Origin of the sequence: Mesorhizobium sp. B2-4-6, assembly GCF_006442775.1 — a bacterium.
Classification (GTDB): domain Bacteria; phylum Pseudomonadota; class Alphaproteobacteria; order Rhizobiales; family Rhizobiaceae; genus Mesorhizobium.
In genome coordinates, this window is sequence record NZ_VFVI01000005.1 from 280,037 (window position 1) to 293,077 (window position 13,041).

Annotated in this window: 11 protein-coding genes and 1 riboswitch; of the genes, 6 read left to right on the forward strand and 5 right to left on the reverse strand. The window is 64.6% G+C overall.

What is annotated here, in order from left to right:
• Positions 1-169: 169 nt before the first annotated feature.
• The 3 genes from FJ957_RS16205 to serA all read left to right on the forward strand — a co-directional run bounded on the left by FJ957_RS16205 (position 170) and on the right by serA (position 3,970).
• Positions 170-934: an outer membrane protein gene (locus FJ957_RS16205; RefSeq protein ID WP_140832962.1), complete on the forward strand. Its 765-nt coding sequence runs from the start codon at positions 170-172 to the stop codon at positions 932-934.
• A gap of 193 nt (positions 935-1,127) precedes the next feature.
• Positions 1,128-2,303 carry a phosphoserine transaminase gene (locus FJ957_RS16210; protein ID WP_140832964.1) on the forward strand — a complete coding sequence of 392 codons (1,176 nt, stop codon included), beginning with the start codon at positions 1,128-1,130 and terminating at the stop codon, positions 2,301-2,303.
• 65 nt (positions 2,304-2,368) lie between these two features.
• Complete coding sequence (gene serA, locus FJ957_RS16215; RefSeq protein ID WP_140832966.1) at positions 2,369-3,970, forward strand: phosphoglycerate dehydrogenase; 1,602 nt, start codon at positions 2,369-2,371, stop codon at positions 3,968-3,970.
• Between the two features lie 101 nt (positions 3,971-4,071).
• Here the strand turns inward: serA and FJ957_RS16220 are convergent, their stop codons facing one another.
• Positions 4,072-4,971, reverse strand: coding sequence for a DMT family transporter (locus FJ957_RS16220; protein WP_140832968.1), 900 nt, complete (start codon positions 4,969-4,971; stop codon positions 4,072-4,074).
• Positions 4,972-5,292: 321 nt separating this feature from the next.
• Here FJ957_RS16220 and FJ957_RS16225 point away from each other — a divergent pair, with 321 nt between their 5' ends.
• Positions 5,293-6,591 (forward strand): adenylosuccinate synthase, encoded by a 1,299-nt coding sequence (locus FJ957_RS16225; protein WP_140832970.1) that lies wholly within the window; start codon positions 5,293-5,295, stop codon positions 6,589-6,591.
• A 69-nt stretch (positions 6,592-6,660) separates the two neighbouring features.
• The gene (locus FJ957_RS16230; RefSeq protein ID WP_140832972.1) at positions 6,661-8,463 is read left to right on the forward strand and encodes a hypothetical protein; all 1,803 of its coding nucleotides are present in this window, start codon (positions 6,661-6,663) and stop codon (positions 8,461-8,463) included.
• Positions 8,464-8,493: 30 nt separating this feature from the next.
• On the opposite strand, the gene FJ957_RS16235 is transcribed toward FJ957_RS16230, so the two are convergent.
• From FJ957_RS16235 to FJ957_RS16250, 4 genes are read right to left on the reverse strand one after another with little or no spacing between them, the layout of a single operon-like run.
• Positions 8,494-8,793, reverse strand: a complete 300-nt coding sequence (locus FJ957_RS16235) for a CcdB family protein (RefSeq protein WP_140832974.1) — start codon at positions 8,791-8,793, stop codon at positions 8,494-8,496.
• Entirely contained in the window at positions 8,793-9,035 is a 243-nt protein-coding gene (locus tag FJ957_RS16240) for a type II toxin-antitoxin system CcdA family antitoxin (protein WP_140832976.1), read from the reverse strand. The genes FJ957_RS16235 and FJ957_RS16240 overlap by 1 nt, the downstream gene beginning before the upstream one ends.
• Positions 9,036-9,091: 56 nt before the next feature.
• The gene (locus tag FJ957_RS16245; protein WP_140832978.1) at positions 9,092-10,906 is read right to left on the reverse strand and encodes an ABC-F family ATP-binding cassette domain-containing protein; all 1,815 of its coding nucleotides are present in this window, start codon (positions 10,904-10,906) and stop codon (positions 9,092-9,094) included.
• A 10-nt stretch (positions 10,907-10,916) separates the two neighbouring features.
• Complete coding sequence (locus FJ957_RS16250; protein WP_140832980.1) at positions 10,917-11,561, reverse strand: thiamine diphosphokinase; 645 nt, start codon at positions 11,559-11,561, stop codon at positions 10,917-10,919.
• Positions 11,562-11,698: 137 nt separating this feature from the next.
• Positions 11,699-11,804, forward strand: a riboswitch (TPP riboswitch).
• 42 nt (positions 11,805-11,846) lie between these two features.
• Between FJ957_RS16250 and thiB the strand changes: the two genes are divergently transcribed.
• Positions 11,847-12,857 (forward strand): thiamine ABC transporter substrate binding subunit, encoded by a 1,011-nt coding sequence (thiB, locus tag FJ957_RS16255; protein ID WP_140832982.1) that lies wholly within the window; start codon positions 11,847-11,849, stop codon positions 12,855-12,857.
• The last annotated feature ends 184 nt before the right edge of the window (positions 12,858-13,041 follow it).

The following is a 13,041-nucleotide window of genomic DNA, read 5'->3' on the forward strand; positions in this document are numbered from 1 at the left end:
CGGCGCCAGCCGGGCGGCTTTCGCTTTCCTACGACCGCTAAAATCCGATCGAAATCAATTCGGTAACCGGCCGTTATCCTTAACCCGCACTTAACCACTATGGTTAACAATGGCTCCTTGAAACGGCGCCTGCGTTCGCGGCTGGCGCCAATTTCGGGAGCCGGGGACCATGATATCCAGATCGCGTATCGCGTCAGCGCTTGCCGCAACCATCCTGTTGCCGATGACGCCGGCGCTGGCGGCGGACTACGATCCGCCGGTCTATGCCGACCAGGCGCCGGACTACCAGCCGGTCGAGGTCGGCTCGGGCTGGTATCTGCGCGGCGATGTCTCCTATCTGGCGAACAAAAGCTTCGAGAAACAGGATTTCGCCTTCACACCGGCGAGCTTCAGTAACGACGAGACGCCGGTCTTCGCCAGCGTCGGCTTCGGCTATCACTTCAACGACTATCTGCGCGCCGATCTCAATCTGGGCTACCTGCCGGGTAACAAGGTGAGCGTCGGCTATGATGATTCAGCGACGGCGGCGGAACCCACCATCGCTTCCGCACACCTCAAGAACTACGCCTTCACGGGGCTGCTCAACGGCTATGTCGATTTGGGCACCTATGTCGGGGTCACGCCTTATGTCGGCGCCGGCGTCGGTTTCATCCGGTCCAAAAGCAAACTGTCGGCTTCCTACACTACTGAGAACGGTGACGACACGGACGATTTCGTCCTGAAGAACAACAGAACCCAATATGCCTTCGCCTATACGCTGAATGCCGGTCTTGCATACCAGGTAAGCAAGAACCTCCTGGTCGATCTCGGATACCAGTATTTCTCCGCACCCGACGCCGAATACGTGACCGCCGAGAGCCTGACCTCCTATCCGGTCCGCAAGGGGATCAGCAATCACCAGGTCAAGCTCGGCTTGCGCTACGACCTCTGGTAGGCGAAGTGGGTTACGAAATGCCACGGTGGGTTCCAACGGCTCGCCGGTTTCATTTCGGTGCGCGCAGAGGTTGGAGCGAATATCCCGTCAGCGACAAAAATTTTGCTCTTGACGCCGGAAGCCTGAGCGCATATCGCCGTCCGTGGGCCACCCCTCCCCAACGAGGGGCCACTATCTGGAAGGATAGACCACGATGACGACGCTTACCAAGCCCGGACTCCGTCCGGCAAACCCCAATTTCTCTTCAGGTCCTTGCGCAAAACGCCCCGGCTGGTCGGTCGAGGCGCTCAAAGCTGCCGCGCTCGGGCGCTCCCACCGCGCCAAGATCGGCAAGAGCAAGCTCGAGCAGGCGATCGAGCTGACGCGCGAAATCCTCAAGGTTCCCGCGGACTACCGCATCGGCATCGTGCCGGCGTCGGATACCGGCGCGGTCGAGATGGCGCTGTGGTCGCTGCTCGGCGAGCGTGGCGTCGACATGGTCGCCTGGGAAAGTTTCGGCTCCGGCTGGGTGACCGATGTCGCCAAGCAGCTGAAGCTCGCCGACATGCGCAAGTTCGAGGCCGGCTACGGCCAACTGCCCGACCTGACCCAGGTCGACTTCGACCGCGACGTCGTCTTCACCTGGAACGGCACGACCTCGGGCGTGCGCGTGCCGAATGGCGATTTCATTCCTACGAACCGCAAGGGCCTGACCATTTGCGACGCGACGTCGGCCGCCTTCGCGCAGCGGCTCGATTTCGAAAAGCTCGATGTGGTCACCTTTTCCTGGCAGAAGGTGCTGGGCGGCGAGGGCGCGCATGGCATGCTGATCCTCAGCCCGCGCGCCGTCGCCCGGCTGGAGACCTACAAGCCGGCCTGGCCGCTGCCGAAGATCTTCCGCCTGACCTCGGGCGGCAAGCTGATCGAAGGCATCTTCAAGGGCGAGACCATCAACACGCCGTCGATGCTGTGCGTCGAGGATTATCTCGACGCGCTCCACTGGGCGAAGTCGATCGGCGGGCTCGAGGCGCTGATTGCCCGCGCGGACGCCAATGCCGCGGTGCTCGACCGGTTCGCCGACAAGTCGGCGTGGCTCGGCCACCTCGCCGTCGATCCGGCGACGCGCTCGAACACGTCCGTGTGCCTTTCGTTCACCGACGCGCAAGTGGCGGCGCTCGATGCGGACGGGCAGGCGGCCTTCGCCAAGGGCATCGTGTCTTCGCTCGACAAGGAGGGCGTCGCTTACGACATCGGCTCCTACCGCGACGCGCCGCCCGGCTTGCGCATCTGGTGCGGCGCCACGGTAGAGACCGCCGATCTCGAAGCGTTGCTGCCTTGGCTCGACTGGGCCTTCGCCACGCAGAAGGCATCGCTCAAGGCAGCGGCCTGAAATCCGTGGCGGCCTCCGGTCGCCACCATTTTCCGACACATCCAATCCCCTTCAAGGAGGCCGTGATGGCGCCCCGCGTTCTCGTTTCGGATAAACTTTCCACCACCGCCGTGCAGATCTTCAAGGATCGCGGCATCGACGTCGACTACCTGCCCGACCTCGGCAAGGACAAGGAAAAGCTGCTCGAGGTGATCGGCCAGTATGACGGCCTCGCCATCCGCTCGGCGACCAAGGTCACCGAGAAACTGATCAATGCCGCCGGCAGGCTCAAGGTCGTCGGACGCGCCGGTATCGGCGTCGACAATGTCGACATCCCGGCCGCCAGCCGCAAGGGCATCATCGTGATGAACACGCCCTTCGGCAATTCGATCACTACGGCCGAGCATGCGGTGGCGATGATCTTCGCGCTGGCGCGACAGATACCGGAAGCCAATGCCTCGACCCATTCCGGCAAGTGGGAAAAGAACCGCTTCATGGGTGTCGAGATCACCAGCAAGACGCTGGGCGTGATCGGCTGCGGCAATATCGGCTCGATCGTCGCCACGCGCGGCGTCGGCCTGAAGATGCATGTGATCGCCTTCGACCCGTTCCTGTCGGACAGCCGCGCCGAGGAGCTCGGCGTCCAGAAGGTCGAGCTCGACGAGCTCTTCGCCCGCGCCGACTTCATCACCTTGCACACGCCGCTGACCGACAAGACGCGCAACATCATCGACGCGGCGGCGATCGCCAAGATGAAGGACGGCGTGCGCATCATCAATTGCGCCCGCGGCGGATTGGTGGTCGAGGCGGACCTTGTCGCGGCGCTGAAGAGCGGCAAGGTGGCGGGCGCCGGCATCGACGTGTTCGAGGTCGAGCCGGCCGAGCAGAACGCGCTGTTCGGCATGGACAATGTCGTGGCTACCCCGCATCTCGGCGCCTCGACCACCGAGGCGCAGGAGAATGTCGCGCTGCAGGTCGCCGAGCAGATGAGCGACTATCTGATCAAGGGCGCGGTCTCCAACGCCATCAACATGCCTTCGATCAGCGCCGAGGAGGCGCCGCGGCTGAAACCCTTCGTCAAGCTTGCCGAAGTGCTCGGCGCCTTTGTCGGCCAGGTCACCGAGGATCCGATCAAGGAGGTCGAGATCCTGTTCGACGGCTCGACCGCGACGATGAACACGCGCGCGCTGGTGAGCGCCGCCCTTGCCGGCCTCATTCGGCCGCAGGTCTCCGACGTCAACATGGTGTCGGCGCCGATCATGGTGAAGGAGCGCGGCATCATCGTCGCCGAGGTCAAGCGCGACAAGTCGGGCGTGTTCGACGGCTATATCAAGCTCACCGTCAAGACCGAGCACATGACGCGCTCGATCGCCGGCACCTGCTTTTCCGACGGCAAGCCGCGCTTCATCCAGATCAAGGGCATCAATCTCGACGCCGAGGTCGGCCAGCACATGCTCTACACCACCAATGCCGACGCGCCCGGCATCATCGGCCTGCTCGGCACGGTGTGCGGCGAGAACGGCGTCAACATCGCCAACTTCCAGCTCGGCCGCAACCGGCCGGGCGGCGATGCGATCGCGCTGCTTTATCTCGACGCGCCCTTCCCGGAAAAAGTGCTGGAGCAGGTGCGCGCGCACAAGTCGATCGACTCGGCGAAGCGGCTTCGTTTCGACGTCGGCGGCGAGTAGCCGATCATCCATCGTCCGACATGAAATGCCTCGCCTGCAGCAGGCGGGGCGTCAATGACATGGCCGTCACCCGACGGCTGCTTGGCGCATGATTTGAGACATCATCCCGTCTGCAGCGCTGCTCGGCTGCCGCTGTATTCGGCAAGCCCAATGCCGCCCAGGACAAGCGCCAGCGCGAAAGCCTGATAGGCCTGAAACTGCTCGCCGACGATCAGCACCGAAAGCAGCGTGCCGAAGATCGGCACCAGGTTGATGAACAGGCCGGCGCGGTTGGCGCCGATCAATTCGTTGCCCTTGATGTAGAGAACCTGCGAGACGACCGAAGCGCCAAGCGCCGTGTAGAGCGTGAGTGCCCATCCACGCGCATCCGGCACGATGACGCGGCCGGATGCGACCTCCCAGACGAAGAAGGGCAGGGAGATCAGCAGCGCGGCGATCGACAGCGCCAGCATGAAACTCTGCCAGCGGATTGCCGGCTTGAGGCGCAGCCCCACCGAATAGAGGCTGTAGCAAAGCACCGCGACAAGCATGATGGCGTCGCCGAAGTTGAGATCGAGCTTCAAGAGCTGGCCGAGGTCGCCATGGCTGGCGGTCAGCGCGACGCCGACGATGGTGAGGACGACGCCGACGACCTGCAGAGGCTGCACGCGCAGCCTGAACAGCACGAAATTGGCAAGGATGATGACGATCGGAATGGCGGCCTGCTCGATCGAGACGTTGATGGCGGTCGTGTAGTTGAGGGCCGTGTAGAAGATGACGTTGAAGATGGTGAAGCCGCAGGCGCCGAGGCCGGCAAGCAACTTCCAGTGCCTGCGCACTTCAGGCCAATCCTCACGCAGCGTCCGCCAGCCGATGGGCAGCAGGATCAGCACCGCCATCACCCAGCGCAGGAACACCAGCGTCATCGGCGAGACATGGCCGACCGCAAGCTTGCCCGCCACCGAATTGCCGCCCCACAGGAGCATGGTCGACAGAAGGAACAGATAGGCGGCTCGGTGCATGGAGGTTCCGGCCTCGGTGTTCGAGGGGTTCAGCCCGGACTAGAGTGGAGGCGGCAGCAAGTAAATGATGCGAAAGCCGGAATTTGTTGTGCCTGGATCAGGTTGACGTCTCGCCGGCGGCGTCATCTTGATCCAATTCCTGTATGAGGCATGGTCACTTGCGAAAGCCGGTTCCCGCTTTTTGGGTCCGCTGACCTTCGGTTCGGGGTCGTGCGCCAAGGATGGTTTCGGCGGCAAAGAAAGGGTCGCGCCCGCCTGCGCTAGACGCTATAGAGGCCTGTCGTTTCAGGCTGCCCGCGCGGCATTTCAAGGGAAAAGAACATGGCCAATGTGGTGGTCGTCGGCTCGCAATGGGGCGACGAAGGCAAGGGCAAGATCGTCGACTGGCTGTCGGAACGGGCCGATGTGGTCGTGCGCTTCCAGGGCGGCCACAATGCCGGCCATACGCTGGTCGTTGACGGCAAGGTCTACAAGCTGTCGCTGCTGCCCTCGGGCGTGGTGCGGGAAGGCAAGCTTTCGATCATCGGCAATGGCGTGGTGTTCGATCCGCATGCCTTCGTCGCCGAAGCCAAAAAGCTCAAGGAGCAGGGCGTGGAGGTCACGCCGGAGCGCCTGAAAATAGCCGAAAACACCGCGCTTATCCTGTCGCTGCACCGGGAACTGGACGGATTCCGCGAAGACGCCGCCTCAAATTCCGGAACCAAGATAGGCACGACCCGCCGCGGCATCGGCCCCGCCTATGAGGACAAGGTGGGACGGCGCGCGGTGCGGGTGATGGATTTGGCGGATTTGGAAACGCTCCCCTTGAAGGTCGACAGGCTGCTGACGCACCACAACGCGCTGCGCCGCGGGCTCGGCCATGCGGAAGCAACGCATGAGGCGATCATGCAGGAGCTGACCTCGGTGGCCGCCGAGATCCTGCCCTACATGGATCGCGTCTGGAAGGTGCTCGACGACAAGCGTCGCGCCGGCGAGCGCATCCTGTTCGAGGGCGCGCAGGGCACGCTGCTCGACATCGACCACGGCACCTATCCCTTCGTCACCTCGTCCAACACCGTGGCCGGGCAGGCCGCCGCCGGCTCGGGCGTAGGCCCCGGCGTCATCGGCTATGTGCTCGGCATCACCAAGGCCTACACGACGCGCGTCGGCGAGGGACCGTTCCCGACCGAGCAGAAGAACGAGATCGGCGAGTTCCTCGGCACGCGCGGCCATGAGTTCGGCGTGGTCACCGGCCGCAAGCGCCGCTGCGGCTGGTTCGACGCCGTGCTGGTGCGCCAGGCCGTCGCCGTCAACGGCATCAAGGGTATCGCTCTCACCAAGCTCGACGTGCTCGACGGGCTGGACGAGATCAAGGTCTGCACGGGCTACAGGCTCGATGGCGAGACGATCGATTACCTGCCGGCCAGCCAGGGCGCGCAAGCGCGGGTCGAGCCCATCTACGAGACGCTCGAAGGCTGGAAGGGAACCACCGCCGGCGCCAGAAGCTGGAACGATTTGCCGGCGCAAGCCGTCAAATATGTCCGCTATATCGAGGAGCTGATCGGCGCCCCGGTGGCGCTGCTCTCCACCAGCCCCGAGCGGGACGACACAATACTTGTGACCGATCCGTTTCAAGACTAGTTTCACAGCCCTTCCCGGCGCTACGGCTGATTTGCGGCCGGCGGGAAAAGAATGCAGGTCACCTGACGCATGGCAGATTTCGTTAGTGTTCTGAAAAAGCAGATCGAGAAGAAGGTCGATCCTTCGTTCGAGGTGCGCAAACAGATATACGACGGTGCCCGCGCGGTGCTGGCGAAGAAGCTCGCGGAGTATTCCCCGCCGCTTGCGCCCGATGTCGTCAGCAAGCAGAAGCGCTCGCTGGAAGATGCCATCTCCAGCGTCGAGCGCGAATATGCCAAACCCGTTCCGGCCGAGGATCCGCTGGCGGAGCTGGAGCACATTTTCTCCTCCATCGACCGCAACAAGAACCAGCCGAGCCATTCCCGCCAGCCGACGGCGCCTGAGCCTGCCAAGCCGGATCCGTTCAAATCCGAACCGTTCAGGCCGGCGCCCGCGCCCGCCAGGACGGAACCAAGCTGGCAAAGCGCGCCGAAGGCGGAGCCCGCGCGGCAAAACCCCGTAAAAGCCGAGCCGGCGTGGCAGAACACGGCGAGGACGGAGCCGAACTGGCAGACCGCGCCAAAGGCCGAACCAGCCTGGCAGAAGGCGCCGCCGCCGATGCCGTCGCCGCGCGAGGACGATGTAGGCCCGGCGGGCATGGACGGTGCCGATGACGGCGGCGACGTCTTCGCCAATGACGAGCAGCCGGCGGCCGATACCTTCCAGCGCCTGCGGCCACAGCGGCAGGAACGCAAGCGCAGCTATGGCGGCTTGATCGCCGCTCTCATCGCGCTGTTGGTGCTCGCCGGCGGCGGCTACGGCATATGGCTGAACAAGAATGCGTTCGGCTCGCTCTTCGGCGTTGGCGGCGGCAGCAAGACGGTTTCGACCGAGCCGCTGGTCAAGCCGGCTCCGGCCAAGCCGGCGACGGAGACGGCGGCCGCGCCGGCTGCGCCCAGCGCCAGCGAGCCGGCGGACACCGCCAAGTTCACGCAACGCCTGACGCCCGAGGGCAAGGAGACCGATCCCGGTCCGGCCGGCGGACAGGCCACGATCGGCGAAGGCGAATCCGTCGCGGCGCTGACCTCGCGGCCGCCGGCTACGCCGGTGACGACACCGCCTGTTCCGGCCACGCAAACGCCCGAGGCGCCTGCCGCAACGCCGGCTCCGACCGACGCCGCCAATCCGACACCGCCAGCGGCCGGAACAACACCGCCCGCGGCTGATGCGGCAACGCAGCCCGCGGCTGGCACCACGCCACCGGCGGCTGGAGCAACGCCGCCGGCCGCAGGCACGGCGCCACCCGCGCCAGCGCCGACGACCGCCGAGGCGACCGTGCCGGTAGGACAGAAGGCGATCTTCTATGAGGAGCGCACCAGCACGCAGCAGGGCACGGCCGAGCCCGGCAGCATCGTCTGGTCGCTGGTGCAGGAATCGCCCGGCGGCGATCTGCCGCCCGAACCGGCGATCCGCGCCGAGGCGACGATCCCCGGCAAGAATATCCAGCTGCGCATGACGATCCGGCGCAACACCGACCAGACACTGCCGGCCAGCCACATCGTCGAGATGATCTTCCTGACGCCGGAAGGATTTGACGGCGGCGGGGTCGACAACATCCTGCGCATCGCCATGAAGAGCTCCGAACAGGACGCCGGCAGCCCGCTGATCGGCATTCCGGCCAAGATCGCCGACGGTTTCTTCCTCGTCGCGCTCAACGACACCAAGGCGGACGAGGACGCCAACCTGACGCTGCTTCGGGGCCAGGACTGGATCGACGTGCCGGTGGTCTACAAGACCGGACGCCGCGCGCTGCTCACCATGGAAAAGGGCATTCCGGGCGAGAAAGTGTTCGACGAGGCGCTGAAGGCCTGGGCGGCGAAGACGTCGGGGTGAGCGGTGGCGGCGACGCAATGGCGCCGCTGCTCAAAATCCCTGAAAAAGCATGTCGAGAGCGGCGACGATCTCGTCACGATGCCTGGCAAGGTTTCCTTCTGCCGCCCGCAATTCGGAAGCGGTCACAGCCGAAATGAACTGAGTGACCATAACGTGTTCGTTGCCGTCGATCCTGAAGATCGGGTTCAGCCTGCGTGCCGGCAGCGGTGCGATGTTGGGGGGCAGAAGGGGAACGACGACATTGGTATCGAGGTGTTCCAGTATGTCGGACTGAACGTCGAGGAGATAACCGTCGCTTCCCGTGCTCCGGTAGAAATCGTAGCGGGCCATCAAAACAGCCGGTACTTGGCTAAAGGCAGACCGTTACGCTTGACGTATTCGTTAGAGCTTTCGAGCGCTTCCTTGTTCTCCTCCTGCCAGCGACGGGTCTTCTCGGCAGAAATTGCCTTGGCGATTCCTTGCTCGGCAGCGCGGGACATATTGATACCCAATGCCTTGGCCTCGTCGATCAATCTCGAATCGATCGAGGTGTTTACCGATTTGCGCTGCGGTTTCGCAGTTGATTGGAGCACGGCAGCCTCCCTGTTCTATGCGCATAAGATAAGCGCATAGAAAGGTGCGGGCAAGCCTACCCCTCCATCTCTTCGCGCAGCATCTCCAGTTCCAGCCACTCTTCCTCGAGTGCCGCCAGCGTCGTGCGCTCCTTGTCCAACGCGGCAATGGTCTTCTGGAACGAGGCCGGGTCGCGCTCGTAGAAGGACGGGTCGGCGATGTTGTTCTCCAGCCGCGAGATTGAGGCCGTCACCGCCTCGATCTTCTTGGGCAGCGAGTCCAGCGCGAATTTCTGCTTGAACGAGAGCTTTTTGGCGGGGCCTTTGGGTGCTGCCTGTTCGGCTTTCGATCCAGGCTCGCTCGCCTCGGCCTTCGACCTCGCCTTGCGGTCTTCCAGCTTGGAGCCGCCGCGCTGCGCCAGCATGTCGGAATAGCCGCCGGCATATTCGATCCAGCGGCCGTTGCCCTCCGGCGCGATCACGCTGGTGATGGTGCGGTCGAGGAAGTCGCGGTCGTGGCTGACCAGGATCACGGTTCCGGCAAAACCGGCGACCAGTTCCTGCAGCAGTTCCAGCGTCTCCATGTCGAGATCGTTGGTCGGCTCATCGAGCACCAGGAGGTTCGCCGGCCGCGCCAGCACGCGGGCCAGAAGCAGGCGCGCGCGCTCGCCGCCGGAAAGCTCGCGCACCGGCGTGCACGCCTGCTCCGGCTTGAAGAGGAAATCCTTCATGTAGGAGACGACATGGCGCTGCTCGCCATTGACAACAAGGTTCTCACCGCGCCCGTCGGTGAGGTAATGCGCCAGCGTCTCCTGCGGGTCGACGGCCTCGCGCTTCTGGTCGAGCGTCGCGATCTCCAGATTGACGCCGAGCCGCACGGTGCCGGCATCCGGCGCCAGCTCGCCGGTCAGCATCTTCAACAATGTCGTCTTGCCGGCGCCGTTCGGGCCAACAAGGCCGACGCGGTCGCCACGCTGGATGCGGGTCGAGAAACCCTTGACCACGGTGAGCTCGCCGAAGCTCTTGTCGATGCCCTTGGCCTCGATCACCAGCTTGCCGGATTCGGCTGCATCGCTCGCCACCATGGTGCCAGTGCCTTCGGCGCCGCGATGGCCGCGGAAGCGTTGGCGCATGGTCTGCAACTCGCCGAGGCGACGCATGTTGCGCTTGCGCCTGGCGGTCACGCCATAGCGCAGCCAGTGCTCCTCGCGCACGATCTGGCGGCCGAGCTTGTGCTGCTCGCGCTCTTCTTCTTCCAGCACCTGGTCGCGCCATTCCTCGAAATGGGCAAAGCCCTTGTCCAGTCGTCGCGTCTGGCCGCGGTCGAGCCAGACGGTGGCGCGCGTGACACGCTCGAGAAAGCGGCGGTCGTGCGAGATCAGGATCACCGCCGACGAGGTGCGGGCGAGTTCCTCTTCCAGCCATTCGATGACCGACAGATCGAGATGGTTGGTCGGCTCGTCGAGCAGGAGGATATCGGGCTCCGGCGCCATGACGCGGGCAAGCGCGGCGCGCCTCGCCTCGCCGCCGGAAAGATCGTTCGGACGCTCCTCGCCGGTCAGGCCGAGATGCTCCATCAGATAGGTGGCGCGATGCGGATCGTCGGCCGGGCCGAGGCCGGCCTCGACATAGGCGCGCACGTCGGCGAAGCCGTCCATATCCGGCATCTGCGGCAGATAGCGGACGGTCGCCGAAGGCTGGCGAAACACCTCGCCGTCCTGCGGCTCGATCATGCCGGCGGCGATCTTGAGGAGGGTCGACTTGCCGGAGCCGTTGCGGCCGACCAGCGCGATCTTCTCGCCTGCGGATGCGCTGAGCGCCGCGCCGTCGAGCAGCGGGGTGCCGCCGAAGGTCAGTTTAATGCCGTCGAGATTGAGGAGTGGCGGCGCCATGTCTGGAATGTCAGCTTTCTGGAAGAGGATAGGGGTGGGCCAGAAGCAGCGCCCGGCCGCGCTCCAGCGCGATGCCGAGCTGCCCTTTGACCTCGTTTGATATAGTGAGCGAGGAGCCGAACGCCACCTCGACGCGGTCGAGCGGCCATTTCGCGCCGGTCACCGTCAGGCCGGCGAGATCGGAGAAGCCAAGCACCGAAAACAAGGTGCCGTCGTCATAGTCGAAGCTGGCCTTGCCAGGCAGGATGGGAACGCCTTCCTGCGCGCCGCTGGTCAGCAGCACGGTGGTGCCAGCCTCGGCCAGCCGCACGGCCAGCGCCAGATGCAGGAAGGCATGATCGGCGCGCTTGCCGCCGAAGGCGCCGGCCAGCACCAGGCTGGCGGCGCCGCGCCGGAGCGCTTCCGCTATGGCGAGTTCGCCATCGGTCATGTCCTTCTCGGCCGGGAAGATTTTTCGCGGAACGGCGGCGAGATCATCCGGCAGATTGGCAGGCACCGAGTCGAAATCGCCGACCCACAGCTCCGGCACCAGTCCAAGCATGCGGGCATGGCCGATGCCGGCATCGGCGGCGATGACGCGCGAACCTTCGATCTGGCGTTCGAGCCGAGGTGTGCGGACAAGCTCGCCGCCAAGCAGGATGGTGAATGTGCCCATGGCCGTGGCCCTTACCAGCCCTCCAAGCGAAACGGAAGCCGGACGGCCCGCGCTTCGCTTGCGCGCCTGTTGCCGCGAACATTAGCTGCCCGGCAAACTTCCGCTTGCGCGCCGCTTCGGCGGGGCCTATCTGTCGAAACGCTCTAACGGGGTGCCGGACGTGATCCGGCTGAGAGGCGATCAAGCCAACCCGCTGAACCTGATCCGGTTTGTACCGGCGGAGGGATTAGACGTTTCGGACGATCCGACGCCTCAATTCCTTTAACGCGAACGAAGGAGGCGCCGATGCGCGCAATGCTGTCCAATCTCATTCTCGCAACCGGTCTTGTCTCGCTTCTGGCGGGCGTCGCGCCTGCAGAGGCAAAGAACAAGCTCACCGTCTATACCTATGAGAGCTTCACCGCCGACTGGGGTCCCGGCCCGGCCGTCAAGAAGGAGTTCGAGGCCGAATGCGGCTGCGATCTCGAATTCGTCTCGGTCGCCGACGGCGTCGCCCTGCTCAACCGCGTCAAGCTCGAAGGCGCCGGCACCAAGGCCGATATCGTGCTCGGCCTCGACACCAACCTGACGGCGGATGCCAAGGCGAGCGGCCTGTTCGCGCCGCATGGGGAAGTCGCCGGCATCAATGTGCCTGGCGGCTGGAAGGACGACACGTTCGTGCCGTTCGATTACGGCTATTTCGCTGTCGTCTACGATACCGAAAAGCTGAAGACACCGCCGAAAAGCCTCAAGGACCTGGTCGAGGGCGCCGGCACGGACAAGATCGTCATCCAGGATCCGCGCACCTCGACGCCCGGCCTCGGCCTGCTTTTGTGGGTGAAGTCCGTGTATGGCGACAAGGCGCCGGAGGCCTGGGCCAAGCTCAAGCCAAAGGTGCTGACGGTGACGCCGGGCTGGAGCGAGGCCTATGGCCTGTTCACCAAGGGCGAGGCGCCGATGGTGCTCTCCTACACCACCTCGCCGGCCTATCACATGGTGGCCGAGAACACCGAGCGCTACCAGGCGGCCTCCTTCGAAGAGGGCGAGTACCTGCAGATCGAGGTTGCCGGCATCACCACCACCGGCGCGAAGAACCCGCTGGCGCAGAAGTTCATCGCCTTCATGACCGGACCGAAATTCCAGGACGTCATTCCGGAGACCAACTGGATGTTCCCCGCCGGCAAGACCGACAAGCCGCTCAACCCGGCCTTCGAGAAGCTGGTCAAGCCGACCAAGACCTTGCTGTTCAGCCCGCAGGAAGTGGCTGCCAACCGCAAGGCGTGGGTGGATGAGTGGCTGGCGGTGATGAGCAAGTAGGGCTGCGATGCTTGCGCCAAGGCCCCCCTCTCTGTCCTGCCGGACATCTCCCCCTCAAGGGGGGAGATTGGCTGTCACGCCGGCCTTCGCCAATCTCCGGCGTTGCAGGATCGAGCGCGCCGTCGAAGTTGCTAATTTCCCCCCTGGAGGGGGAGATGTCCGGCAGGACAGAGGGGGGCGCAAA

Coding starts and splice junctions, on each gene's coding strand:
- FJ957_RS16235 (WP_140832974.1), bottom strand. CDS start 8,793: ATGGCCCGCTACGATTTCTACCGGAGCACGGGAAGCGACGGTTATCTC.
- FJ957_RS16245 (WP_140832978.1), bottom strand. CDS start 10,906: ATGGCGCCGCCACTCCTCAATCTCGACGGCATTAAACTGACCTTCGGC.
- FJ957_RS16250 (WP_140832980.1), bottom strand. CDS start 11,561: ATGGGCACATTCACCATCCTGCTTGGCGGCGAGCTTGTCCGCACACCT.
- FJ957_RS16225 (WP_140832970.1), top strand. CDS start 5,293: ATGGCCAATGTGGTGGTCGTCGGCTCGCAATGGGGCGACGAAGGCAAG.
- FJ957_RS16230 (WP_140832972.1), top strand. CDS start 6,661: ATGGCAGATTTCGTTAGTGTTCTGAAAAAGCAGATCGAGAAGAAGGTC.
- serA (WP_140832966.1), top strand. CDS start 2,369: ATGGCGCCCCGCGTTCTCGTTTCGGATAAACTTTCCACCACCGCCGTG.
- FJ957_RS16210 (WP_140832964.1), top strand. CDS start 1,128: ATGACGACGCTTACCAAGCCCGGACTCCGTCCGGCAAACCCCAATTTC.
- FJ957_RS16220 (WP_140832968.1), bottom strand. CDS start 4,971: ATGCACCGAGCCGCCTATCTGTTCCTTCTGTCGACCATGCTCCTGTGG.
- FJ957_RS16205 (WP_140832962.1), top strand. CDS start 170: ATGATATCCAGATCGCGTATCGCGTCAGCGCTTGCCGCAACCATCCTG.
- thiB (WP_140832982.1), top strand. CDS start 11,847: ATGCGCGCAATGCTGTCCAATCTCATTCTCGCAACCGGTCTTGTCTCG.